Origin of the sequence: Candidatus Poriferisodalis sp. (assembly GCF_965262965.1) — a bacterium.
Taxonomy (GTDB): domain Bacteria; phylum Actinomycetota; class Acidimicrobiia; order Acidimicrobiales; family Poriferisodalaceae; genus Poriferisodalis.
In genome coordinates this window covers 1,333,312-1,357,725 of the sequence record NZ_OZ253573.1, presented here as the reverse complement: position 1 = coordinate 1,357,725, position 24,414 = coordinate 1,333,312, and the positions used below count along the sequence as shown (strand labels likewise).

19 protein-coding genes and 1 pseudogene are annotated in these 24,414 nt (G+C 64.8%); 8 read left to right on the top strand and 12 right to left on the bottom strand.

The window, feature by feature from the left end; genetic code table 11:
- The first annotated feature begins 22 nt into the window (after positions 1 to 22).
- The 4 genes from ACQY5K_RS06520 to ACQY5K_RS06505 all read left to right on the top strand — a co-directional run bounded on the left by ACQY5K_RS06520 (position 23) and on the right by ACQY5K_RS06505 (position 6,255).
- Positions 23 to 2,581 (top strand): CaiB/BaiF CoA transferase family protein, encoded by a 2,559-nt coding sequence (locus ACQY5K_RS06520; RefSeq protein ID WP_428121185.1) that lies wholly within the window; start codon positions 23 to 25, stop codon positions 2,579 to 2,581.
- 77 nt (positions 2,582 to 2,658) lie between these two features.
- Positions 2,659 to 3,024 (top strand): hypothetical protein, encoded by a 366-nt coding sequence (locus tag ACQY5K_RS06515; RefSeq protein ID WP_428121182.1) that lies wholly within the window; start codon positions 2,659 to 2,661, stop codon positions 3,022 to 3,024.
- Positions 3,025 to 3,030: 6 nt separating this feature from the next.
- On the top strand, positions 3,031 to 3,378 hold the full coding sequence (locus tag ACQY5K_RS06510) for a hypothetical protein (protein WP_428121180.1): 348 nt from the start codon (positions 3,031 to 3,033) through the stop codon (positions 3,376 to 3,378).
- A 1,608-nt stretch (positions 3,379 to 4,986) separates the two neighbouring features.
- Complete coding sequence (locus ACQY5K_RS06505; protein WP_428121178.1) at positions 4,987 to 6,255, top strand: ATP-binding protein; 1,269 nt, start codon at positions 4,987 to 4,989, stop codon at positions 6,253 to 6,255.
- Between the two features lie 110 nt (positions 6,256 to 6,365).
- On the opposite strand, the gene ACQY5K_RS06500 is transcribed toward ACQY5K_RS06505, so the two are convergent.
- Entirely contained in the window at positions 6,366 to 9,797 is a 3,432-nt protein-coding gene (locus tag ACQY5K_RS06500) for a carboxyl transferase domain-containing protein (RefSeq protein WP_428121176.1), read from the bottom strand.
- A 262-nt stretch (positions 9,798 to 10,059) separates the two neighbouring features.
- Here ACQY5K_RS06500 and egtB point away from each other — a divergent pair, with 262 nt between their 5' ends.
- On the top strand, positions 10,060 to 11,382 hold the full coding sequence (gene egtB / locus ACQY5K_RS06495) for an ergothioneine biosynthesis protein EgtB (protein ID WP_428121173.1): 1,323 nt from the start codon (positions 10,060 to 10,062) through the stop codon (positions 11,380 to 11,382).
- A gap of 14 nt (positions 11,383 to 11,396) precedes the next feature.
- Entirely contained in the window at positions 11,397 to 12,437 is a 1,041-nt protein-coding gene (gene egtD, locus ACQY5K_RS06490) for an L-histidine N(alpha)-methyltransferase (protein ID WP_428122590.1), read from the top strand.
- Between the two features lie 19 nt (positions 12,438 to 12,456).
- Here the strand turns inward: egtD and ACQY5K_RS06485 are convergent, their stop codons facing one another.
- Together ACQY5K_RS06485 and ACQY5K_RS06480 are read right to left on the bottom strand one after the other, a co-directional pair.
- Entirely contained in the window at positions 12,457 to 13,122 is a 666-nt protein-coding gene (locus ACQY5K_RS06485) for a nitroreductase family protein (RefSeq protein ID WP_428121171.1), read from the bottom strand.
- A 76-nt stretch (positions 13,123 to 13,198) separates the two neighbouring features.
- Positions 13,199 to 13,396, bottom strand: a complete 198-nt coding sequence (locus tag ACQY5K_RS06480) for a hypothetical protein (protein ID WP_428121169.1) — start codon at positions 13,394 to 13,396, stop codon at positions 13,199 to 13,201.
- Between the two features lie 296 nt (positions 13,397 to 13,692).
- On the opposite strand from ACQY5K_RS06480, the gene ACQY5K_RS06475 reads away from it, so the two are divergent.
- Positions 13,693 to 14,025 (top strand): integrase core domain-containing protein, encoded by a 333-nt coding sequence (locus tag ACQY5K_RS06475; protein WP_428121167.1) that lies wholly within the window; start codon positions 13,693 to 13,695, stop codon positions 14,023 to 14,025.
- An 84-nt stretch (positions 14,026 to 14,109) separates the two neighbouring features.
- On the opposite strand, the gene ACQY5K_RS06470 is transcribed toward ACQY5K_RS06475, so the two are convergent.
- The 7 genes from ACQY5K_RS06470 to ACQY5K_RS06440 all read right to left on the bottom strand — a co-directional run bounded on the left by ACQY5K_RS06470 (position 14,110) and on the right by ACQY5K_RS06440 (position 21,530).
- Entirely contained in the window at positions 14,110 to 14,973 is an 864-nt protein-coding gene (locus ACQY5K_RS06470; protein ID WP_428121164.1) for an endonuclease/exonuclease/phosphatase family protein, read from the bottom strand.
- Complete coding sequence (locus tag ACQY5K_RS06465) at positions 14,973 to 16,034, bottom strand: ABC transporter ATP-binding protein (protein ID WP_419923553.1); 1,062 nt, start codon at positions 16,032 to 16,034, stop codon at positions 14,973 to 14,975. Before ACQY5K_RS06465 ends, ACQY5K_RS06470 begins: the two co-directional genes overlap by 1 nt.
- Before the next feature lie 94 nt (positions 16,035 to 16,128).
- The gene (locus ACQY5K_RS06460) at positions 16,129 to 17,136 is read right to left on the bottom strand and encodes an ABC transporter ATP-binding protein (protein ID WP_428121162.1); all 1,008 of its coding nucleotides are present in this window, start codon (positions 17,134 to 17,136) and stop codon (positions 16,129 to 16,131) included.
- Positions 17,133 to 18,092, bottom strand: a complete 960-nt coding sequence (locus ACQY5K_RS06455; protein WP_428121159.1) for an ABC transporter permease — start codon at positions 18,090 to 18,092, stop codon at positions 17,133 to 17,135. The genes ACQY5K_RS06460 and ACQY5K_RS06455 overlap by 4 nt, the downstream gene beginning before the upstream one ends.
- Positions 18,089 to 19,123: an ABC transporter permease gene (locus ACQY5K_RS06450; RefSeq protein WP_428121157.1), complete on the bottom strand. Its 1,035-nt coding sequence runs from the start codon at positions 19,121 to 19,123 to the stop codon at positions 18,089 to 18,091. Before ACQY5K_RS06450 ends, ACQY5K_RS06455 begins: the two co-directional genes overlap by 4 nt.
- A 101-nt stretch (positions 19,124 to 19,224) precedes the next feature.
- A complete protein-coding gene (locus tag ACQY5K_RS06445; RefSeq protein ID WP_428121156.1) occupies positions 19,225 to 20,850 on the bottom strand; it encodes an ABC transporter substrate-binding protein in 1,626 nt (541 codons plus the stop codon).
- A gap of 239 nt (positions 20,851 to 21,089) precedes the next feature.
- Positions 21,090 to 21,530: a helix-turn-helix domain-containing protein gene (locus ACQY5K_RS06440; RefSeq protein ID WP_428121154.1), complete on the bottom strand. Its 441-nt coding sequence runs from the start codon at positions 21,528 to 21,530 to the stop codon at positions 21,090 to 21,092.
- 53 nt (positions 21,531 to 21,583) lie between these two features.
- Here ACQY5K_RS06440 and ACQY5K_RS06435 point away from each other — a divergent pair.
- Positions 21,584 to 21,769, top strand: a pseudogene (locus tag ACQY5K_RS06435) (L-histidine N(alpha)-methyltransferase); the annotation flags it as partial.
- Between the two features lie 19 nt (positions 21,770 to 21,788).
- Here the strand turns inward: ACQY5K_RS06435 and ACQY5K_RS06430 are convergent.
- Positions 21,789 to 22,454, bottom strand: coding sequence for a nitroreductase family protein (locus ACQY5K_RS06430; protein WP_428121152.1), 666 nt, complete (start codon positions 22,452 to 22,454; stop codon positions 21,789 to 21,791).
- Between the two features lie 81 nt (positions 22,455 to 22,535).
- On the bottom strand, positions 22,536 to 24,299 hold the full coding sequence (locus tag ACQY5K_RS06425; RefSeq protein WP_428121150.1) for an HNH endonuclease: 1,764 nt from the start codon (positions 24,297 to 24,299) through the stop codon (positions 22,536 to 22,538).
- Positions 24,300 to 24,414 lie beyond the last annotated feature (115 nt).

The following is a 24,414-nucleotide window of genomic DNA, read 5'->3' as shown; positions in this document are numbered from 1 at the left end:
GCGTCCGTGATGAAATGTGCGGATGCCTGACGCCCCCGCTGATGTCGGACCACTCTCGATGCTGAGCCCGTTCCGTGTGCTTGACCTCACCGACGAGCGGGGGCATCTCTGCGGAGCGATCCTCGCCCAGATGGGTGCCGACGTCATCGCGGTCGAGCCGCCCGGGGGATCCTCGGCGCGACGACTGGGACCGTTCGCCGACGATGTCGAAGACTCCGAGCGGTCGCTGCATCACTGGGCGTACAACCGAGGCAAGCGCAGCGTGGTGCTGGACCTGGGCAGCGATGAAGGCGCCGAGCGGCTGCGCGGCCTGGCCGCTGCGGCCGACATCTTGATCGAGTCGGCCGGGCCGGGGGTGATGGATGGCCAGGGCCTCGGCTATGCCGAGCTGGCCGAGATCAATCTCGAGTTGGTGTACGTGTCGATCTCGCCGTTCGGCTCGGACGGTCCGAAGGCCGAATGGGTTGCATCGGATCTCACGCTGCAGGCCGCTGCGGTGAATATGGCCATGACCGGTGATGCCGATCGGGCGCCGGTACGCACCGGGGGACTGTTCCCGCAGGCATTCCACAACGCGGCCTCCGAGGCCGCGGGCGCCGCGCTGATCGCCCTCTGGGAACGCCAGACGGTTTCGGGCCTCGGCCAGCACGTTGACATGTCGGCGCAGCAGAGCATGAACCAGGCCTGCCAGTCGTACGCGCTCTCGACCCCGATCGGCGCGACCCCGCCGATCCGGCACGCTGGCGGAGTGCTCGTGGAGGGCCTGCACATCCAGCTGATGTGGCCCTGTGCGGATGGGCACGCTTCGGTCACGTTCCTGTTCGGTCCTGGCTTTCGGGCCTTCACCCAAAACCTCATGGACTGGGTGTTCGAGGACGGCTTCTGCGACGAGGCCACGCGGGACAAGAACTGGTCCGACTACGCCATGATGCTGCTCGACGGCCGCGAGCCGGTCTCGGAGTACGAGCGGCTGAAGCGGGTGCTTCACGACTTCTTCGCCACCAAGACCAAGGCCGAGCTGCTCGACGCTGCCATGAGCCGCCGGGTGCTCATCACACCGGTGTCGACAACTGACGAGGTGATCGATTCGCACCAGCTTGCTACTCGCGAGTACTGGGAAACCGTGACCCAGGAGCTTGATGGGGACGGCCCGACCGACATTCGCTACCCGGGGCGCTACGCCCGTTTCGGCAACACGCCGATGCAACCGCTCGGCCCGCCGCCCAAGCTCGGCGAGCACACCGATGAAGTGCTTGGGGAACTGGCATCGGCAGCGCAGACTCGTCCCCGGATCGAGGCAACCGGCGCAGACGTGTCGGCTCAGGCGCCCTCGACTGCCCGTCCGCTCGAGAACGTCAAGGTGCTCGACTTCATGTGGGCGATGGCGGGCCCCGCAGCAGCGCGGGTGCTCGCTGACTACGGCGCCGACATCATTCGAGTCGAATCCGAGACCCGTCTCGAAGTGGCTCGCTCGTTGCAGCCGTTCCGCGACGACATCGGCGATCCCGAATACTCAGCGCTCTACAACAACATGAACGCTGGTAAGCGGGGCATCTGCTTGGACATGTCGAAATCCGCGGCGCTGGATGTCATCTGGGATCTCATCGACTGGGCCGATGTGATCGTGGAGTCGTTCTCGCCCAAGGCCATGGCTGGCTGGGGGATGGGTTGGGAGCAGGTGCGCGAGCGTCGGCCCGACGTCATCATGGCGTCGAGCTGCCTGATGGGCCAGACCGGGCCGCTGGCCATGCTTGCCGGCTTCGGCACGATGGCTGCGGCCATCTCGGGGTTCTTCTACCCGGTGGGCTGGCCCGACCGCGCGCCGTGCGGACCATTCGGCGCCTACACCGACTACACGTCACCCCGTTGGCTGGTGGCGGCCGTCATGGGGGCGCTGGAGCATCGGCGCCGCACCGGCGAAGGCCAGTACATCGACATGTCCCAAGCCGAGGCGGCGCTGCACCTCATGGCTCCTGCATTGCTCGACCAAACGGTCAACGGCCGTGTTGCTGAGCGGGCGGGCAACCGGGACAGCCACATAGCCCCACAGGGCGTGTACCAAACCGCCGCTACTGAGTCTGATGCTGCGCCGGACGCAGGTTCCGCCGCACTGGCCCACGACGACAACTGGATCGCGATCGCGTGTGTCGACGACGCCCAGTGGCAGTCGCTGGCGGCGCAGATGGGACGCAGCGACCTGGGCGACCTGACCCTGGCGGAGCGTCATGAGCGTCACGACGAGCTGGACGCCGTTGTTGCAGCATGGACCCGGGGCCAAGATGGCAACACGCTGATGTACCGCCTCCAAGATGTCGGCGTGGCGGCTCACATCGTGCAGAACTCGCCCGAGTACACCGCCGACCCGCAGGTCATTCACCGGGGCCAGCAGGTCGAGGTTCCCCACGCCAAGCAGGGCACCACCATCGTCGACGCGTCCCGCTTCGTGCTGTCCCGTACCCCTGCGCAGGTCACCTATGGCGGCCCGACGCTCGGCGAGCACACCTTCGACATCCTCACCGACGTGCTCGGCTACGACGGCGACCGCATCGCCGAGCTCGCCGTCGCCGAACTCCTCGCCTGACCGACCGGATGTAGACCGAGTATCTCGGCTTCGGGGGCGCAGACCTGTCCCGCGGCGCACGCCAGCGCCTCAAACCGGTGCTGTCGCTTCAGCGGTTGCTGGATGTGCTGGTCGCTGCAGCAAAACGGCAAGAGCTGTTCGTCGTCTTCGACGAGTTCTCGGGAATCTCGAAGGTCGACGGCGCGGCAGGCGTGTTGCGAACTGCGCTTCAGCATCACTACCAGTCACTGGGCATCGTGTTCGCTGGCTCAGAGCCGTCAACGATGCGCACGCGGTTCAGCGTGCAGGACCAGCCGTTCTTCTCCCAGGCCGACCTCGTGGAGATCGGCCCGCTGGACGACGCAGACATCTATCGCGTCGTCGAGGAGGGCTTCGAGAACACCCGCCGAGCCGCGGGTGCAATTGCGGGCCGGATCGTTGCCTTCGCGCAAGCGCACCCGTAGCGCGCGATGCAACTCGCCGATGCAGCTTCGAGGCTTGTCCCCTCCGACGGCACGGCGGACGATCGCACCTGGGAAGCAGCGGTCAGCGACGTGCGAGGCAACACAGGCGGTGGATTAGAGCGCTTCTACGGCTCTCTACCCGCCGGCAATCAGAAGACCCACAGGGCAATTGCAAGCAGTGGCAGCATCTACGGCACTGCCGCATCGTTCGTGGATCTGTCACCGGGCACGGCGTGTGACTTGGCCCACGCACTTGCCGGTGACGGCATCCTGCGCCGCAGCGGCAGCCGTTTCAAGATGATCGACCCGCTCCAGTCCCACTGGTTGCGGCAGCGATTTACCACACCCCTGTAGAACCAGCGAGTGGCAATTCGGTCACGCTGCCGCCGACTGGCGCGAGCCATGCGGCCGCATCTGAGACCGATAAGCGAATTGCCGGACGCCGACCATGAAGCGCAGTGTGCCGACGCAGAGTGGAGCGCGTCGGTGACAGACCGTGCGGATGCCAAGATCGAGTCACCCTGCCATGTGCCGTTCTTCTCGTCGCAGTCACGCGCTGCAGCGCCTCGGAATCAGTGTGCTGTTGGCCGTGACAGGTCTGCTCATTGCGATCCCGTCAGTTGCTGCACACGAGCCATCGATCCCCAGACTTCCCGCCAACACTGGTTGCGACGAGTTCGTGGTGCTTGTCAAGGCGTCGGTGACCGAGGATCGCGCTGCAGCCAATATGCTCGCGGAAGCGTTGCGAATCCGAAGCGGTGATCGGTGTCTGCTGGATGCCTATGACAGCGTCGCGGTCAATGAGCAGATCGACTCGGCAGCAGTCTCTGCTGAACGCCAAGTGGTCTTCGTCGTGGGAGGATCAGCGGCGATCTCTGATGAGACCATTATGAATCTCGGCATCGACCGTGTGATTCGAGTGTCGGAGCGGATCGCTGGGCGACCCAGGGGGCGGTCGCACGGATCATCTGGAATCTCGGCGAAGACGAGGAGTACCGGCCCCAGATCACCAGAATCCAAGTCCACGCCAGTTCGGGGGCCCGAATCGAGGACGCGGCAGAAGCGGAGCACTGGGACTGGGGTGGTTGGGGCACCGAACTTGACGGCTTCGCAGGACAATCGCGCGCCAAGGCAAGCGAGTCAGGCAAATCTCGACTCTTCGTCGCCTGCAGCTCAGATACGGCTTGTTCACAACTTCCACGAGCCGAGTAACGGGCGAGTGGAACCTCATCGGTTGGGAACGAGAAGTCGAGCAAGTGCTGCGGACCTGCGGGCAGTAGCCCGAGGCGGTGCGGGCGGTGCCGTGACGATCGCCAAGCGGACCGGCAACAACCTCTGTGGGCATTGCATTTCGGTGAATCCAACTCGATGACGCTGCCACTGACGGGCCGTCAGCGCGGTCGGAGACCTACTCACCGCGCAGCCATTTGCGCACTGTGGAGTCGCTGCGACCATTGTCGCTAGCCAGCTCTCGTACCGTCACGCCGCAACAGCGCGCGCGTCGGGCTGCCTCGTCACGCTCAGCGCGAACCGCTTTCACACAGTGCCGCAGGGACGGGTATTGCCACAGCGTCAGGACAGCGTCTTGAAGCCGCTTGACTTCGGCGCGTGCCTTCTCTCGCAGTTCTCGTTCACGATTGTGTTCAGGTGCCATCTCGTGAAGTATGCGCGACGATTGCCAGCAGCAGGCCCGGTTCCGTCGGCGCGGGCCATGTCCGCTGCATCGGCGTTCAAGTCTGAGATAGCGCGGAGCTACCACTCAAGCGCGCCTACTAGGTGTTGACCATGGGCACTTCGTACCGTGCGGGATGTCGGCTTTGGGGGCTACGAGTAGCGCCACGCAGTGTTACAAAATGTACTATTAGATAGTAGATAAAACACCTATTAGAAAGATAGGCTAACGACAAGGCCAGCATGTCGGTGCGACCGTCGGGAGGCGTTGTGTCAACGATCCAGCCCCACGTGGTTGAACGGCGGGTCGAGCCAGTCCTTCGTCGTGCGCTTGACACGTTTCGCATCGTCGTGCTGCAAGGGCCGCGGCAGTCGGGCAAGACCACGTTGGCCCGCCAGATCACGAATGGCGGCACATTTCTCAGCCTTGACGACCCGGCGGTGCTGTCGCTCGCTGTGGACGACCCCATCGGCTTCATCGCCGACCGTCGCCGACCCGTGGTCATCGACGAGATTCAGCGCGGCGGCGACGATCTCGTTCGGGCGATCAAGCTCGTGGTCGATGCCGATCCAGCGCCGGGCAGCTTCTTGCTCACCGGATCGGCCGATTTCCTCACCGTCCCCGTCTTGTCAGAATCGCTGGCGGGCCGGGCGGTGTTCTTCAACCTGGCGCCGTTCTCGGCGGTCGAACTGCATGCCGAGGCGGACGGCTTGCTCGCGCGCCTCTGCGCGAATGCGGGGGCAAACGCAAGTGCCGCAGCGACCATGTCCGATCTGCTCGAAGCGCCTCCGTCCGCGCTCACGCGGACGGACTATGCCGAGCGGATCTGCCGGGGCGGCTACCCAGAAGTTCTCGGATTAAGCGATGCCGACCGCATCCGCTGGTTCGAGTCGTACGTCCTTACCTCGGTCACTCGCGACATCGTCGAAGTCACAGGAGCGCGGCGCTCGACAGAGCTGCCTCGGCTGCTGCGGGCAGTTGCTGCGCGCACGGCTGGGGAATTGGTGCTGGCGGATCTGCATCGCGATCTCGGATTCGGCCGAGTCGAGACCACCGCGGACTACCTGTCGCATCTCGAGATGACTCATCTGGTTGCGCGCTTGGGCGGCTGGGCTTCGAGCACGGCCACGCAGGCCAAGCGCCGGCCCAAGGTGCTGGTGACCGACAGCGGCCTGGCGGCGGCCACGCTCGGCGTGAACGCGCAGCGCCTCGGCGATGCCAGCGAGGCGAGCCGTGGACCGCTGCATGAGACCTACGCGGTCAACGAACTGCGCCGTCAGGCGATGGCGCTCAACGAACCGCTCCGCTTCAGCCACTTCCGCGACGCTCGGGGCAGGGAAATCGACCTTCTGATCGAGCGGCCAGACGGCCGGCTCATCGCCGTGGAAGTGAAGGCGGGGGCAACGGTGCGCCCGATCGACGCCAAGTGGCTGGCATGGCTGGCAGACCTGGTGGGCAACCGATTCGAGGTTGGCGTCGTGCTGTTCACCGGTCAGCGTCCGCTGCGCATCGCGGACCGAATCGTCGCCCTGCCGATGTCGTACCTCTGGGAAATCTGAGACACGGAGCGCCTATGGCGAGCCGATTGGCTCGTTCGTGGACTGATGCCGTCTCCGGAAGCGCCGAAGGTGTAGCCGAGCCGGCTGCCACGGCGACCTCGCAGGCCGCGCTACCAAGTGTCGACCATGGGGCGCTTCTTGCCCGTGCGCAGTGGCGGCTTGGGAGCGGCGAGCAGCGCCATGCGGATCCAGTCGCGGCTCTCGGCGGGATCGATCACGTCGTCGATCTCAAAGAACGTGGCGGTGTTCACGGCTTTGCCCTGGTCGTATAGGCGGGCGACGCGCTTCTCGTATTCCTGTATGCGCTCTTCGGGGTCGTCGATGGCTTCGAGCTCGCGGCGGTAGCCGAGCTTGACGAAGCCCTCGAGACCCATGCCGCCGAACTCGCCGGTCGGCCACGCCACGGTGAATGTCGGTGCCTTGAAGCTGCCGCCTGCCATGGCCTGTGCGCCCAGGCCGTAGCCCTTGCGCAGCACGATCGTCATGAATGGCACGTCCACGTTGGCTGCGGTCACGAACATGCGCGCCGCGTGACGCACGGTTGCGTCGTACTCGGCTTGGGGGCCGACCATGATCCCTGGCGTGTCGCACAGGAACAGCAGCGGGATGTCGTGCGCGTCGCAGAGCTGAATGAACCGGGAGGCCTTGTCGCCTGTGTCGGCGTCGACGGCGCCTCCGAGGTGATGATTGTTGTTGGCGACGATTCCCACGGGCCGTCCTTCGATGCGCGCTAGCGCCGTGACGCAACCTGGGCCCCAGCCGCGCCGGATCTCCATCACCGAGCCGATGTCACAGAGCTTCTCGATGACCTCGCGCACGTCGTAGGCCCGCAGCCGGTTCTCGGGCACGACGTGGCGAAGCTCGCGCTGGTCACCGCATTCCCATTCGTCGATCGGGCCCTGGAAGTACGACAGGTACTGTTTGGCCGCCGCCATGGCCTCTTCCTCGTCCCGCACGAGGATGTCGATGACGCCGTTGGGCCACTGCACGTCGACAGGGCCGACTTCCTCGGGCCGGAAGACGCCCAAGCCGCCGCCCTCGATCATGGCTGGTCCTCCGACACCGATGTTCGAGCCCTCGGTGGCGATGATGACGTCGCAGCAGCCCAGCAGCACAGCGTTGCCGGCGAAACAGCGGCCGTTGGTGACGCCCACCAGCGGCACGAGACCGCTGAGCTGGGCGAAGTAGTTGAAGGCCCAGCAATCGAGACCTGAGCCGCCGATGCCGTCAGTGTCGCCGGGTCGTCCGCCGCCGCCTTCGGCCAGCAGCACGACCGGCAGTCGATTCTGCGCCGCGAGTTCGAACATCCGGTCCTTCTTGCGGTGGTTCTGCCCTCCCTGAGTGCCGGCGAGCACCATGTAGTCATACGACATCACCATCGTCTGGGAGTTCTCCACGCCGAAGAGGTCGCCGTTGACGCTGGCGATGCCCGCAACCATGCCGTCGCCCTGGGTGTTGGCGATCAGGTCCTCCATGGAGCGGCGCTTGCGCTGGGCGGCAACCATCAGCGGGCTGTACTCCACGAAGGTGCCGGGGTCGACGAGATCGGCGACGTTCTCGCGCGCGGTGCGGTGGCCGCGGCCGTGACGCTTCGCGACCGCCTCGGGCTTGTTCTCATCGAGTCCCACGGCCCGTCGGCCCATGACTTCGGCCAGGTCAGGCCTGATGTAGTCCAAGTCGACCGCTGCGGCCGCCTCGGTGAGTGCGACGTCGACATCGGCTTCCTCGACGAACAGCAGCGAGTGCCCTTCATAGACGATGTCGCCCGCGGCAACACCCAGCATCCGTACGACTCCGGTGACGGTGGAGGTGACGACGTGCTCCATCTTCATCGCTTCCATCACCGCCACCTGCTGGCCCGCGGCAACTTCGTCGCCCTCGGCCACCGAGATCGACACGATGGTCCCTTGCAGCGGAGCGGGCACGCCGACGCTGCCGTCGGGACCGCTGATGGTCGCCACCGGCGCACCGTGCAACGACGCAGTGGCACCGGCCATCGCCTGTGCGCGCACTGTGTCGGATGCTGCGCGGTCGGTGGGCGCGCCGTCGATGTCGCCGTAATTCAGCACGGCCAGCGGATCGTCATCGACACGCGCCCCTGCGAGTCCGCCTGCGCCAGCGACAGCATCAGACGCTGCAGGCGTCCACAACGAGGCGACGTCGGCAGCGGCGACGCACAACTCGGCCGCGTGGTCGGTGACGAATCGGGTGGTGATGTCGTTGGCGCTGACTTCGGGCCGGTCCATGAGCGCGGCCAGAAAGCTCAGGTTGGTCGCGACGCCGTCGATGCGGAATTCACCGAGCGCTCGCCGGGTGCGCCGCACTGCGTCGGCATAGTCACCGCTGGGGCTGTAGGCGATCACCTTGGCGAGCAAGGAATCAAAGCTGGGATTGGTGCCGTAGCCGACGTAGCCGTAGGTGTCGGTACGCAGTCCCGGCCCGGTGGGCGGCTCGAATGCACCAAGCACGCCGCCGCTGGGGCGGGCGGTGCCGTCGGACTGCATAGTCTCGGTATTGATCCGGCACTGGATGGCGTAGCCCCGTGGCGACGGCACGTCGGGTTGCATCAGACCGACATCGGCGAGGCGGGCGCCGCCGGCGATCCGCAGCTGGGCGGCCACAAGGTCGACGCCGGTGACTTCCTCGGTGACCGTGTGCTCGACCTGAATGCGAGCGTTGACCTCGCAGAAGGCGATGGTGTCCGGATCGTCGGCGTCGATGAGGAATTCCCAGGTGCCAAGGCTGCGGTAGCCGACCGACCTGGCCATTTCGACAGCCGCGTCGCAGACGGCTTGCCGGGTCTCGGGCGGCAAGGTGGGCGACGGCGCGATCTCGACGATCTTCTGGTTCTGCCGCTGCAGCGTGCATTCCCGCTCGCCCAGGTGCGCCACCGACTCGCCGTCGCCAACGATCTGCACCTCGATGTGGCGGGCACGCTCGATCAGATGCTCGACGTAGAGGTCGCCATTGCCGAAGGCGGCGGCAGCCTCACTGGCGCAGCGCTCGTAGGCCGCCTCGAGTTCGTCGGCGGATCGGACGGTGCGCATGCCGCGCCCCCCGCCGCCTGCGAGGGCTTTGATCATCATCGGGCCGTTGTCGTCGAAGAAGGCGCGTGCGGCTTCTACGGAGGTCGGCTCTGCGGTGGCCGGCATCAGCGGCACCCGGTGCTGTTCAGCGAGCGCCCGTGCGGCGACCTTGTCGCCGAACAGTTCCAATTGCGGAGCGCTCGGGCCGACGAAGACGATGCCAGCGGCCTTGGCGGCCAGCGCCAAAGCGGGATTCTCGGCCAGGAAGCCGTAGCCGGGATGAATCGCGTCGCATCCGGCCGCCACGGCCGCGCCGACGACTTGGTCCACGTCGAGATACGGCACGACGCCCCGCCCGTCGAGCGTCACGGATTCATCGGCAACTCGCATGTGCAGCGAATCAGTGTCGTCGCTGCCCGCGATTGCGACCGTGCTGATTCCGAGTTCGCTGGCCGCCCGCGCCACGCGCACGGCGATCTCTCCCCGATTCCCAACCAGCAGCTTCTTTAGACCCATCGGTGCTGTCTCCCTGTTCGCAACCCTCGTGCGTGTCGGCGCAAATGACCGCGTTCTGGCCGCGGCGATACAGGCATGCAATTCTCGCCCCGCGTGTTTACCGCACAGTGCCCTCTTCGCGTCGATTGAGCGTCCAGTCGGCACGACGGCCATGCGTATTTCGATCCGCGGCCGTCCCGAAACATGAACCACTGTCCAATGGACAGTTGCGACGGCTTCATGAATGTGCAGTACCCTCCGGCGAGCCTTACCGGCGACGTCTATGACTCGCGACACCTCGTCACGCCTGCTCAACGCCTACCGCACGGTGCGAGCGCATACCGATGCGCTCACAGCACCGCTCAGCGATGAGGACCAGTGCATCCAGTCGATGCCCGACGTCAGCCCCACGAAATGGCACCGAGCGCACGTCACATGGTTCTTCGAGACGTTCCTGTGCAAAGGCCATCTCGACGGCTATGTCGAGCACGACCCAGCGTTCGGGTTCCTGTTCAACTCGTACTACGAGTCGATTGGCGAACGGCACCCCCGTCCTGAGCGAGGCAACCTGTCCCGCCCGTCATGTGTCGATGTCGCGGCGTATCGCCGTCATGTCGACGAAGCGATGGGACGTTTGCTCGCTGGCGGACTCAGCGCCGAGATCGCGGAACTCGTCACTCTGGGCATTAATCACGAGCAGCAGCACCAAGAGCTGATCCTCATGGACATCAAGCACGTGCTGTCGTGCAACCCAGCCCTGTGGCCTGCGTATTGCACGCCGGGCCAGGCGGCACCGGTCGCACACACCGGTGTCGTCGGAGGCTCCGTGAAGTGCGCTGGCGCGACTCGCTGGGCCAGCTTCGAAGGAGGTCAGATCGCTGTCGGCCACGAAGGCAGCGGCTTCGCATTCGACAACGAGGAGCCTCGCCATCGAGTGCTGGTCGAATCGTTCCGGTTGGCCGACCGCCCGGTGACGTGTGGCCAGTGGCTGGAGTTCATCGCCGATGGCGGCTACGAGACGCCAACGCTGTGGCTCTCCGACGGCTGGGGTCAGCGGTTGTCGCACGGCTGGGAAGCACCGTCGTACTGGCACCTTGACGACGACGGCTGGCAGGTCTTCACGCTTGAAGGCCTCAAGCCCGTTGCGGCCGACGAACCGGTGTGCCACCTGTCGTACTACGAGGCGGACGCGTTCGCCCGCTGGGCTGGCGCCAGGCTCCCGACGGAATTCGAGTGGGAGCACGCTGCACACGGTGTGCCCCAATTCGGGAACATCGGCATCTGTGCTGGCCTGCATCCTGTTCCCGTACCTGTCGCAGCGCCCGAGCCCTCGACTGCTGGCGCATCACGCCCGGTACCGCTTCTGCAGATGTACGGCGATGTCTGGGAATGGACGTCCAGCCCGTACGCCGCCTATCCCGGATTCCGCGTCGCTCCGGGCGCGGTTGGCGAATACAACGGCAAATTCATGATCAACCAGATGGTGCTGCGCGGCGGTTGCTGTGCCACGCCCGAGGGCCATGTCCGGCCCACGTACCGGAACTTCTTCTACCCGCACACCCGCTGGCACTTCTCGGGCCTGCGCCTCGCCGCCGACGCCCAGTGATGAATCCAGCAGTGATGAATCCAGCTCACGCTGCCCATCCCGCCAGCGCGCTTGTGATCGACAACTGGCTCGAGACTGGCTGGGCCGATCGGGAACTGCGTGCGGATGTCTCGGTGGGCCTGTCGTCGAGACCCAAGGAGCTGCCGCCGAAGTGGTTCTACGACGACCACGGCAGCGACCTGTTCGACCAGATCACCCGCCTCGAGGAGTACTACCCGACACGCCGCGAGCGCGAGATCCTCGATCGGGAAGCCGGTGCCATCGCGGCGGCCTCGGGCGCCGAGTGTCTCGCGGAGCTCGGATCTGGCACTTCGACCAAGACGCGCATCCTGCTCGACGCGTTCGCAGCTGCCGGCCAGCTCCGGCGCTACGTCCCGTTCGACAACAGCGATACGACCTTGCGCACTGCTGCGGGGGAGGTCGCCTCGGCATATCCGGGGCTGCGGGTGCATGGCGTCGTCGGCGACTTCGAGCACCACCTCGGTCGTCTGCCGCTCGACGAGCCAGCGGATTCCGAAGCAGCGCAGTTTCGCCCGCCCGCCATGTTGATGTTGCTGGGCGGCACCATCGGCAATTTCGCGCCGGCGAAACGACCTGCCTTCCTCGATGCCGTCGCGGCAGTGATGCAGCCCGGCGATACGTTCCTCCTCGGCACCGATCTCGTCAAGGACACGGGTCGCCTCGAAGCCGCGTACAACGACGCGGCGGGCGTCACCGCCGAGTTCAACTTGAACGTGCTGTCGGTGCTGAACCGCCGGCTCGGAGCGGACTTCAGCCTCGACGCCTTCGAGCACGAGGCGATCTTCGATGCCGACAACGAGTGGATCGAGATGCGCTTGCGCTCCACGCGGGCCCAGACCGTGCACATCCCCGCGCTGGAGATGACGGTCGACTTCGCAGCGGGCGAGCGGATGCGCACCGAGATCAGCGCCAAGTTCCGCCCCGCACGAGTCCGAGCCGAACTCGGCGCCGCCGGCCTCGTCGTCCAGCAAATGTGGACCGACGTCGAGGGTGACTACGCCCTCACCTTGGCTCGGCGGATGCGACAACCCTGACCGGTCGGCCCGTTGCCGGCTACCAGCCGTTGACGTGGACGAATTGGTCGAACGGCTTGCGGCGGCCGGGCTTGAAATCCATGCCGACGGTGTGCGCGACCGGCAGCAGCGCCACTTGCTGGACATCGTTGTATGGGATGCCCAAGATCTCGGCCACTTCCTGCTCGCGAGCCAGGTGCACGGTGGTCCAGCAGGTGCCCAGGCCTCGGTTGCGCGCAGCGAGGCAGAAACTCCAGGCGCCCTGGATGACTGAGCCCCACCGCAGCGCTTGCAGCCCGGCGGGAGCGCCGTCGAGGCGGCCTTCGATGCACGGGATGAAGATCGCCGGTGTGCGGGGGAAGTTCTCGGCGAGGTAACGGGCCGAGTCCATCATCCGGACCCAGTCGGCGCGAGCGTCGGGGTCAGCCTCGGCGGCCGCGGCCTTGGCCAAGTAGTTGTCGTCGATCCGGCCCAGCCAGACCTCTTGGTAGATCGTCCCGACAGCACGGCATTGCTCCCGGTCGGTCGATACGACGAAGTGCCAGTCCTGGCGGAGCGATCCGGTGGGCGCCTGCAGTGCCAGCTCGAGGCATTCCCGCAGCGTCGCATCCGATACCGGGCGATCGAAGTCCAGTCGCCGTCGCACGGCCCGGGTAGTGGCCAGCACCTCCTCAGCGCTGAGAGACAGGTTGGTCGACGCAGTCATGGGCGCACGCTAGGTGCGCCGCCAACGTGTTGCGAGGGAGGCGCGGCGCGCACAGGTCGCGACTGCGCCGGCCTCGCTATTCGGCGAGCGCGGCCTCGATGGCGGCGACGCCGTCGGTGAGGGCCGATGCTTCGGCGTCGTCGAGCACGCCGTAGACGGGCACGAGCAGATCGTCGGTGAGGGCTTCAGCGGTTTCCCACAGGGCACGGTCGTTGTCGGTGACAGTGACGTCGTCGGCCCAGCCGAACATCTCGACATCGTCGGGACGACGCACTGGGACGTGTTCGCAAAATAGTGCGAAATTCGGATCTTACGGTCTTGTGTGGCTTGAGACGGGAGTTTCGGGGCTGGTTGGGGTGTTGAGCGCCCGATTTACCGGGTTGGGCGTTCAGTTGTGGATGTGGTTCCGCGCTTGTTTGGCCCTGAGGGGTTTGTGGCCTGTTTGTTGGGGCGAGACGGCGTTTAGTCGGGTTCGAAGAGTCTGCCGAACCAGAATCCCGTCGCGCTAAGTCAGACGCAACACACAACCAGTTCATCGACGCCTTCGACGAGATCTTCAGAACCGAACGTATGAAGATCCTCAAGACAACTGTACGCACTCCCGTGGCGAACGCGTTCGCCGAACGCTGGATCGGCACCGTTCGACGCGAGCTCCTCGACCGCACCATCATCTGGAACCGTCGCCAACTCAACAAGCTTGTCGTCGACTACATCGATCACTTCAATACGCACCGGCCCCACCGTTCGCTCGATCAGCGACCACCCGTCGCCACCGACCCACCAGACCAGCCAGATATACACCTCCAAGTCGTGAAAACGGCCCGCTGTGACGGACTCATCAACGGGTGCCGAAATGCCGCCTCACCAGATACGACACAGTTTTCGGCACCCACAGGTACATAATGCGGTACACGAAGACTCAGCATCGGCCCGCATCGCGGCACGTCGACGACCACGGCCGAGTTTCCGGCACCCACAGGGACAGACCTAGTTGAGCTTGAACCACGTTGGCTGGTGGTCCGACCCGACCGCGTCGACGTCGATCCACGCTGACTCGACCCTTGATGCTAGGCCCGGTGTCACGAATCCGTAGTCGAGCCTCAAACCGACCTCGAATCCTCGACTCTCGTCGTACCAGGTGATTCCCTCGTCGAGGGAGTTGCCGGCCGCAGTCCACGTGTCCACGAGCCGGTCACCGGCGAGAGTATGGCCGTAGTAGTAGTCAGCCTCGCCGACGATGAGTGGATACTCGGTTGACGTTGGAGTCAGGTTGAAGTCGCCCATCACCACGAACTCGGTTGGCGCAGGGCTCTCGCCGATGCCCATCCATTCGATTCCGGTGACCGACGCCCCATTGAAGGGGACCCCAAACATGAGCGGCAGCAGATACTCGATCGTCGTTCTCCGTAGCCGGGAGTTGACAGAATCGAGATGGACTGAGTAGCACCGAAGAGGCCCAGACGGAGCATCTATGACGGCTTCGAGCGCGCCATGCTGTGCGCCGTGGGCATTGATGACCCGTACTCTCGGCAAGAGCAGGTTCCGACACGAGAGGATCGGCCAGCGGGAAAGGACCATATTGCCGAACTGAAGTCGACGATGCTCGACTGACCCATCGGGAGTTTTCGAGTTCGCGTCAAGATCGACATTGGGTCCGTATACCCAGTGATGCTGAGCGAGCAGCTCGCCTAACCGGGCTGGTTGATCCTTGTCAGGAAGCGCCTCGACATTGCGTACGACTTCCTGTAGTGCGATCACGTCGGCGCTGCGTACCGCATCGGCGATCCTCTCGAGGTCGTAGCAACCGTCCTTGCCTTTTGAGTACTGGATGTTGTACGACACGAACCTCATCAGGGATCCGTCGGGAAAGTGGACTGCGCAGGAAGGGTCAGGTGATGGCTCTGGGCTGTGGGCGACGCGGTGAGGTCGCCGTCGTGACCCGCCAATCTTCCTCGAGGCTCGCCGACGATCGACGAACCTTTCCCATCAGCGAGATGACACGCAACCCAGTGGTTGGGGGTGATCTCACGCAACTCGGGCACCTCAGCACGACAGCGGTCGACAACCAAAGGGCAGCGGGTCGAGAACACACAACCGGGTGGTGGTGCCGCAGGACTCGGAACCTCTCCGACGAGAGAAACACGGGTCCGACTGGCCTCGGCCACGGGATCTGGTATCGGAACTGCCGACAGCAAGGCCTGCGTGTACGGGTGAAGCGTCGCCTCGAACAGAGTCTCGGTCTGGGCAAGTTCGACGATGTGTCCGAGATACATCACCGCGACTCGGTCGGAGATGTGCTCCACCATCGAGAGGTCGTGGGCCACGAACAGGTAGGCGATTCCGAACTCGTCTTGAAGATCAGCGAAGAGGTTGATCGTCTGCGCCTGGATCGACACATCGAGCGCGGAGATGGGCTCGTCGCATACGATCAGGTCGGGGCTGAGGCTGAGCGCCCGGGCGATGTTGATGCGCTGGCGCTGACCACCGGAGAACTCGTGGGGGTAGCGGGTGCGGTGGGCAGCACGCAGGCCGACCAAGTCGAGAAGCTCAACCACCCGGTCGTTGATCTGTTGCGTTGTCATCTCCGTGTGGACCCTCATCGACTCGCCGATGATTCGGCCGACAGTATGCCGGGGATTGAGCGACGCATACGAGTCCTGGAAGATCATCTGCATCCGCGGTCGGAGCTTGCGCAACTCCTTTTCGCCGAGGCTCGTTAGCTCGATGTCGTCCAGCCAGACCTGCCCGGAAGAAGGGCGGTGGAGCTGGAGCACGGCCCGTGCGGTGGTGGACTTGCCGCACCCGCTCTCGCCGACCAGCCCGAGCGTCTCGCCGGCGAAGAGCTCGAAGCTCACGCCATCGACCGCCTTTAGCGGCTTGTCGCTCGACTTTCCCGGGAAGTACTTTCGCATGTTCACGACCCTGAGCACGGGCTCAGCAGAGTCCCTGGCCGTGGCTGGCGCCGCCGTCTTGGCGAGGGGCCGGTCCACCTCAGCCGAGCCGCGCCTAGCCATGTCGTGGCGTCCCCGCCTCGATGTCGTAGAAGCACGCGACGTGTCGGCCATGGACCGGCTCGATCAGTGCCGGCAACTCGCTTCTGCAGCGGTCGAACACATGAGGGCAGCGATCCGCGAACGGGCAACTCGTCGGCTCTTCAGCGAGATCGGGCGGCAGACCGGGGATGCTGGTCAACCGGTCGGCTCGGTCGCCCATCTTGGGCAGAGCGTCTAGGAGCCCGATGGTGTACGGGTGTAGTGGCCGCGTGTACAGGCTGCCCACATCGGAGATCTCTACGAGCTTGCCGGCATACATGACTGCTACCCGGTCGGCCAAACCGGCAACCACGCCGAGGTCGTGGGTGATCCAGATCAAGGCCAGCCCGAGCTCGTCACGTAGGTTGTGCATAAGCTCCACGATCTGGGCCTGGACCGTCACGTCGAGTGCCGTGGTTGGCTCATCGGCGATCACTAGCTGGGGGTTGCATGCCACTGCGATAGCGATCATGACACGCTGTCGCATGCCTCCCGAGAACTCGTGAGGATAGGCATCGATGCGGCCCGGGGCGTCGGGTATCCCGACTCTCTCCAGCAGATGGATGGCGCGGTTGCGAGCCTGTCGCCTCGACAGACCGAGATGGGTGCGGATCACGTCGATGAGCTGGGTGGAGATTCGCATCGTTGGATTGAGGGAACTCATGGGATCCTGGGCAACGAACCCGATCTCGGCCCCTCGAACCCGTCGCAGCCGGCGCTGAGACTCTTGAAGGAGGCCGACCGTTCCGTCGCTTGTCACGAGCGTCACTGTGCCGTTGGATATTCGTGCCGGCGGCTCGGCGAGTAGCCGGAGCAGGGCGAGCATCGTCACGGATTTCCCGCTTCCGCTCTCGCCCACGATGGCCAGAGTCTCACCTCTGGCGACGGAGAAAGTCACGCCGTTCACCGCATGCACAGTGCCTTCCGGGATGTCGAACCGGACCTCAAGGTTCTTCACGTCGATCAGTGCTGGCGCGTTCATTGCTTCACTCGCTGAGATCGAGGGTCGAGCACGTCGCGCAACCAATCGCCGAGCAAGTTGAGCCCGAGCCCGGCAAAGACGATGGCGACCCCCGGTGTGAGCGAGATCCACGGACGAATCGTGAGCACGCCTCGACCGGCGTTGATCATGTTGCCCCAACTCGGAGTGCTAGGCGGCACCGAAAGACCGAGGAATCCGAGGCCGGCCTCGTAGAGGATCATGGCCGACATCTCGAACGTGGCCAGCGTGGCCAGCGGGCCGATGAGGTTAGGCAACAGGTGCAGCCGCAGGATCTGGCCCTCCGGTACTCCGACATTTCTTGCTGCCTCGATGAACATGCTCTCCCGTAGCTTCAAGACCTCGCCCCGCGTCACACGGGCAAACACGGGAATCGACGTGAAGCCGAAGATGAGAATCACGTTGATGAGGCTTCGCCCGACGACCGCGGCAAAGAACACCACGAACAACAGGTAGGGCAGCGACAGGATCAGGTTGATGAAACCGACGATGACGGCGTCGATCCTGCCGCCTCGGTAGCCGGCGATCAGACCGATTGCCATTCCCAGAGTGATGGCGATTCCGACGCCACCGAGAGCCACACCAAGCGAGACTCGGGTTCCGAAGATGATGCGGCTGAGCATGTCGCGTCCCAAGGTGTCGGTGCCGATCAGGTAGGCATTAGAGCCCCCATCGGACCAAAACGGCGGAGTATTGGCATCACTCAGTGTCTGCTGGAGAGGATCGTGAGGAGCGATCCATGGAGCGAACGTCGCGAGGATGAGCAACATGACGAATACGAAGGCACCGAACATGCCGCCCTTGGACCGGCCAAGCAGCCGCAGGGCCTCACGAATCCGAGCCCGGAACCGCAAATCCCTTTCGATGTCGATTTCATGGCCGGTTTCAGTCTCGCCAGCATGGAAATCGGCGCCACTGGGAGCAGCATGATCAGTCATGTGATCCCCTCTCCGTGTGGCTTCGGCATCGTCGCCGACGCACCGTCCGCAGATGATCTAGGCCGAGGGGTCCGCGTCTGGCGCAACGTCCCCACTCTGATCCGCGGGTCGGCGACTGTGTACAGCACGTCAGCAAGAAGCGAGAAGAGAATAACGATGAGCGCGCCGAAGAACGCTATTCCCTGCACGAGCTGGAAGTCACGATTGCTCACCGCTTCGGCCAACAACCCTCCGGCGCCCGGCCAGGCAAAGACAGCTTCGATGTACAACGATCCACCCAGCAGCGCCCCGATCTGCAGGCTCATTACGCTGATGAGTGGAATGAGCGCGTTGCGCAATATGTAACGACCGTAGATGACTGGCGCTCTGAGGCCCTTACTGCGAGCGATGCGCACGTACTCCTCATTGACGATCTCCAGCACCGACGATCGCGTGAACCGCAGAAGCTGAGCCATTGGAAACAAGCCGAGAGCAACCGCCGGCAAGACTATCGAACTGTCAGGAATGGTGAGGAACCACATCGAAGTCGTGCTGCGCCCGAACGACGGGAACCACCCTAACTTGACCGCGAACACCACGATGAAGACCAAGGACAGCCAGAAATTCGGGATCGTCTGGCCGAGCAGGCCGAACCCGCGCGCCGCACCATCCCAGCGGCCGCCCGCCTTGACGCCCGCCAAGATCCCGAGCGGTACTCCGACTGCGATCGCGAAGGCCATCGCCGCGATGCCAAGCTCGATCGTCGCTGGCATGCGGTCGAAGATCACTTCTCGAACCGGAATCTTGTACCGAAGAGAATTACCGAAGTTGAGACGGGCCGAATCGCCCACGAAGCTGACAAACTGTTCGGCAACGGTCTTGTCCAAGCCGTGCGCCTCGCGTGCCGCTTCTCTTTGCTCCTGGGTTGCCTCCCTGGGAACGAGCAGGTTGGTCGGGTCCCCTGACACCCGCAGCATCGCAAAGACAATGACCATCACGCCGAGCACGAGCAGTAGCGACTGACCAATGCGCCCGACCAAGTACCTCGTCACCGACTCTCCGTTCTGCTCGCTCTCCTCGCGTTAATTACCGGTGGGCCGAGGTGTAGTACCTCGGCCCACCAGTCGACCATTGGCTTACGAGCCGGCGTTTGTCAGCGAGCCGCCGCTAGGTCCCAGAGCCAATATTCCTCGGCCGAGCGCGGCTTGTAGTTGGAGACTCGATCGCTGGTTGCTTCGAATGAAAACGGCACGTAGAGATAGATGAATGGTGGGTCATCGTACATCCGCTGTTGCAGCTGTCGGTACAGATCCGCACGCTCGTCGTCGTCGGGGGTCGCGAGTATCTGAACGAGGAGATCGTCAACCACGGGGTCAGACCATGCTGAGAAGCTTGCAGCGTTGCCGCCCATGGCCCCCTGCAGGCGGTCCCATCCCTCAGGATTGGCGTTCGACCAGCTATCGCCGAATAGCGGCGGTAGCTGCTTATCCGCCTCCAGGTCCCAGTAGGCCCCGGACTCGATGATCTCAAGTGACGCATTGACTCCTACGTCGCCGAGTTGGGCCGCGACGGCTTCGCACACCTGCTCGAAGTTGGTGTAGGCAGCCGACGGGCACGCGAATCCAATGTCGAACCCATCGGCGAACCCGGCTTCGGCCAACAACTCCCGCGCCCTATCAGGGTCGTAGGAATACGGTATGAGCTCGCCGTTGTAACCGAAGTCGGCCCGCGTCATCATCCCGGTGGCTTGGCTGCCCTTGCCGTTGAACAGAGCGCCGATGATGCCTTCGACGTCGACCGCATAGTTGAGGGCCTGGCGCACGAGGGGATCTTCGGTTGGTTCGCCCACACCAGTGGTGAGGTTGTTGAACGCGATGTAGTACACGCGGTTGGTTGGGTACTCGATGACGTTGACCCCGTCGATGCCCTCTAGCGATGCGGCTTCGTCGGGGCTGAGGCGGCTCACGATGTCGACCTCGCCCGTCTGGATCGCTGAGGCCCGGGTGGAGGACTCGGTGATCGGCCGGAATATGAGCCGGTCAAGTTTGGGGAAGCCCTCACGCCAGTAGTTCGGGTTCCGGTCCAACACGATGCGGTCACCCTGGACCCACTCGGTCAGCATGAACGGACCGGTGCCTACCGGCGCTTGGCCGAACCCCGTGAGCCCGACCTCAGCGTAGTATTCAGGAGGAACAAAGAACCATATACCAGCCGTGAGACCGAGGAATAGTGCATTGCGTTCCGGTGCGACGAGTTCGACAGTGAATTCGTCGATCTTGTTAACCTCGGACGCTCGTTCGTACCAGTTGAAGTACTGATTGTCCGGGGTCTTTTGTACCTCCCACGAGAACACTACGGAGTCCGCGTTGAACGGTTCGCCGTTATGGAACACCACGTCCTCACGTAACTTGAAAGTGTACGTTAGACCGTCGTCAGATACTGTCCACGACTCGGCGAGAGCTGGCTCGAACCCCAAGTCGTCATTGATCCACACCAACGGATCGAATATCTGGAAGGCCACATTGCCTGCGTTGCGTTCGGCGGAGTTCACGTTGTCGAGCGCGTTGGGCTGCGTCGTGAGCGCGATGATCAGCTCGCCGCCCTCTGCTGCGGGCTCGTCGGCTGCGGGCTCGTCGGCTGCGGGCTCGTCGGCTGCGGGCTCGTCGGCTGCGGGCTCGTCGGCTGCGGGCTCGTCGGCTGCGGGCTCGTCGGCACCGCCGCCGCTATCGGCACCACAGGCCGCCACGATCAAAGCGAATGCACTTAGCAGCAGCCACACCGGCCGCATCTTGGATTTGCGTAGATGTGTCACAGATTTCCCTCCCTTAGGCAATTACTCATGTCGACACCTAGCCCCTGCGCCGGATTTCCCTCAAGGCTTGGGTGACAACACTATCGACCCTGTCGGGATAGGCAGGCGACAAAAACGGCGATCACGCCTCTGACCTGGGCTTTCGCGCCCACGAGCCCAAGAAACGTTCCAGGGTCGCGCGAAATCCGTTCCAAACCCCTCAGCCGTCAAACCCCTGACCTCGGGGTTTGTAATTCGCGCATCCCCCGACGCACTCGGTGTGCCGTCTCGGGGGACAAGCCCGATGCCACAACCGCCACGAGGTGCAGGCTGCCGCGGAGCTCGCGCAAGATGACCACGTTCTGGAAGGCCCGAGCGGCGGTGTCGTCGCTGCGGGGCTCAGCCGCGGTGCCGGCGAACAGGGCCTGGCCGGCGCAATTCGCCAGACCAGCGGCGATCACTTTGTCGGATGCGGCGTTGAAGGCGTCGAAGCCGTCGATGTCAACGAGCTTGGAGGCACCGAACGCCCCTGCGCACTCCATGTAGAGCGCCCCAGCCTCGCGCGCAGGCACCATTTCTTTGGCCGAGTTCCAGATCTTGGAGGCCAGGCCGAAGTTGAAGTAGCCGAACGCGCTGTGCACGACCTCGGCTTCGACGTCGCCAAGCACGCCCCCGCGTCCCAGGAAGTACAGGCGGAAGCCGTCGAGACCGGCCTCCTTGCCCCGCGCTGGAGATGACTGTCGACTTTGCAGCGGGTGAGCGGATGCGCACCGAGATCAGCGCCAAGTTCCGCCCTGAGCGGGTCCGAGCCGAACTCGGCGCCGCTGGCCTCGTCGTCCAGCAGATGTGGACCGACGCCGTGAGCGACTGCGCCCTCACTCTGGCCCGCCGGATCCGACGGTCCTGACCGATTGGCCCGTCGCCGGCTACCAGCCGTTGAGGTGGACGAACTGGTCGAACGGCTTGCGAGCCCCGGATTTGAAATCGGTGCCGATGGTGTGAGCCACGGGCAGCAGGGCCACCTGCTGGACGTCGTCGTAGGGGATGCCCAAGACCTCGGCGACTTCCTGCTCTCGGGCCAGGTGCACCGTCGTCCAGCACGTGCCCAAGCCCCGGTTGCGTGCCGCCAGGCAGAAACTCCAGGCGCCCTGAATCACCGAACCCCAGCGCAGCGCTTGCAGCCCCGCCGGCGCACCGTCGAGGCGGCTTTCGATGCACGGGATGAAGATGGCCGGTGTACGAGGGAAGTTCTCGGCGAGGTAGCGAGCCGAGTCCATCATCCGGACCCAGTCGGCACGTGCAGCGGGGTCGGCCTCAGCAGCTGCAGCCTTCGCCAGATAGTTGTCGTCGATGCGGCCCAGCCAGACCTCTTGATAGATCGTCCCGACGGCCCGGCACTGCTCCGGATCGGTTGACACGACGAAGTGCCAGTCCTGGCGCAACGATCCGGTAGGCGCCTGCAACGCCAGCTCGAGGCACTCTCGCAATGCCACATCCGACACCGGACGACCAAAGTCCAGTCGCCGCCGGACCGCCCGGGTAGTGGCCAGCACCTCGTCAGCACTGAGAGAAAGGTTGGTCGTCGCAGTCATGAAGTCACGCTAGGTGCGCCGCTTGCACTAGAGCTCCCGTGTCCACGCCCGTGCAGTGCTGTGGCCGCAAGAGGGGTGGGATCAAGGTGGTCTTGTCGCTGCTGTTTCGCTGGTTTGGCCGGTGGTGTGGGTTCGGTGCGTGGAGTCCCATTTCCTGGGGGCTGGGCGCCGCTCGAGGCGCTGGTTGGTGAGGTGGAGCTTGTCGTGGCAGTCGCCGCAAAGGGCTGCCAGATTGGGCACGTCTGTGAGGCCGTCGTCGGCTGCCCATTCGTCGATGTGGTGGTAGTCGCAGCGGTGCATGGGTGAGCGGCACAGCACGCAGCCGCGGTCGCGTATTGCGACGGCGAGCTGCTGGGCGGCGCTGGCGTGCCGGCGGCTGCGTCCGAGCCACAAGATCTCGCCATTCGTGTCGAACAGTGCGCCTGCGACGCGGGTATCAGGTGATAGGTTGTCCAGGATTGCGGGCGGGACGGGTCCGGCGCCGAGCATTTCGCAGGTTCCGTCGGGTTTGGTGCCGTCGATGACGCCGATCTCGGCGATGATGACGAGCTGGTTGGGTGCCTGGGCGGGTCGCCACCGATCGACCGAGCGACCCGCCGAGCCCGCGGAACCGCCATCGCCGCCGGCATCGTTGCCGCTGCCCCGGCCGGCATCGCTGCGCCCGCCGTGGCCGGTATCGGTGTTGCGTCCCCGGCCGGCATCGCTGTGCCCGCCGCCGCCGTGATCGCTGTTGGGGCTCCGGCCGGTTTCGCTGTGTCCGCCGTGGCCGGTATCGGTGTTGTGGCCCCGGTCGGCATTGCTGGGCCCGCGGCCGTGGTTGGTGTTGGGGTTCCGGTCGGCGTCGCTGTGTCGGTCGTCAGATTGTGGGTGGCGGTTGTGGTTGGGGCGGTGGACGGTGGGGTGGTCGATGGTGGCTAGGGCGTTGCGGTCGGTGGTCATTTCGAAGAGGCTGTCGGCGAGGCGTTGGCGGTTGTCGCGGATCTGGCCCGGTGTGGCGTCGCGTCCGCCGTCGAGGCGCCACAGGGCGTCGGTGTAGTTCTCGAGTGCTTGGCGCATCAGCGCGAAGCTGACCGGGTCGAGTTCGGCGTGGAGCACGCCCATCCCGGTGGACTCATCGACGAACAGCGACGTGCAGCGTGCGCGGCGCTGACGGGCCAGCGCGGTCTCGGCGGCGGCGGGGTCGTGACGGGCAGCGAATTTCTTGGCTTGGTCGCGCAGCGCCTCGGGCGACACCACGGCGGCGGCTTGGAGCAGTTCTTCTGCGGTGTCGATTGCGTCGGGGCTGGTGCGCCGCGCAGCGTCGGCAAGCACAGCCGCGTGCACAGCGTTCAATTCGCCTGCCGCGAGGCCGCGAGCGACGTTGGGCATGTGGGCGATCTGCTCGCCGGACTCGACGGTGCGCTTGGCGTTTCGCTTGCTCACCCGCGCCCGGCCCACCAGCGCGCTGCGGCCCGACCCTGGCCGGGCGGCCTCAAGCGCAGCAGTCGCTGAGAGCACAACCGCGTCGACGGCTGACCGCAGCCGAGACGCCACGTCGATGACATCGGCGAGCGTGTCGCAGCCGCCGCCGTCCAGCGGTACCCGCGACGCTCGTGCGACGACGTCACGCGCCCCGTACAGCACCGACAGCACACCCTCCACCGCCGACTCCGGCTCGACCGGCGGCACCGTCTCGGCCGGCGGCACGGGCTCGGCCGGCTCGACTCGAAGCGACGCCGGACCAGCCGGCGACGACAGCACGGGCAGCACGGCAGCAACGGCATCACCCATCGGCACGGGATGCTTCAGCACCGGACCGGTCGGGGTTATCGCCGACGAATCGCTCTGAACGCCTGAACGCTTCATGACAATGACTGTAATTGGAGGGTGTTAGACGAAAGCCTCGAACTATGACCCTCAACGGCATCGCCGCTCCAGAATCCCAACCCACTTCAACGCCGAACACTCCAACGCAACGCAC

Coding starts and splice junctions, on each gene's coding strand:
- ACQY5K_RS06430 (WP_428121152.1), bottom strand. CDS start 22,454: ATGACTGCGACGACCAACCTTTCTCTCAGTGCTGACGAGGTGCTGGCC.
- ACQY5K_RS06520 (WP_428121185.1), top strand. CDS start 23: ATGCCTGACGCCCCCGCTGATGTCGGACCACTCTCGATGCTGAGCCCG.
- ACQY5K_RS06425 (WP_428121150.1), bottom strand. CDS start 24,299: ATGAAGCGTTCAGGCGTTCAGAGCGATTCGTCGGCGATAACCCCGACC.
- ACQY5K_RS06455 (WP_428121159.1), bottom strand. CDS start 18,092: ATGACTGATCATGCTGCTCCCAGTGGCGCCGATTTCCATGCTGGCGAG.
- ACQY5K_RS06460 (WP_428121162.1), bottom strand. CDS start 17,136: ATGAACGCGCCAGCACTGATCGACGTGAAGAACCTTGAGGTCCGGTTC.
- ACQY5K_RS06500 (WP_428121176.1), bottom strand. CDS start 9,797: ATGGGTCTAAAGAAGCTGCTGGTTGGGAATCGGGGAGAGATCGCCGTG.
- ACQY5K_RS06470 (WP_428121164.1), bottom strand. CDS start 14,973: ATGAGGTTCGTGTCGTACAACATCCAGTACTCAAAAGGCAAGGACGGT.
- egtB (WP_428121173.1), top strand. CDS start 10,060: ATGACTCGCGACACCTCGTCACGCCTGCTCAACGCCTACCGCACGGTG.
- ACQY5K_RS06485 (WP_428121171.1), bottom strand. CDS start 13,122: ATGACTGCGTCGACCAACCTGTCTCTCAGCGCTGAGGAGGTGCTGGCC.
- egtD (WP_428122590.1), top strand. CDS start 11,397: ATGAATCCAGCTCACGCTGCCCATCCCGCCAGCGCGCTTGTGATCGAC.
- ACQY5K_RS06465 (WP_419923553.1), bottom strand. CDS start 16,034: ATGCGAAAGTACTTCCCGGGAAAGTCGAGCGACAAGCCGCTAAAGGCG.
- ACQY5K_RS06475 (WP_428121167.1), top strand. CDS start 13,693: ATGAAGATCCTCAAGACAACTGTACGCACTCCCGTGGCGAACGCGTTC.
- ACQY5K_RS06510 (WP_428121180.1), top strand. CDS start 3,031: ATGCAACTCGCCGATGCAGCTTCGAGGCTTGTCCCCTCCGACGGCACG.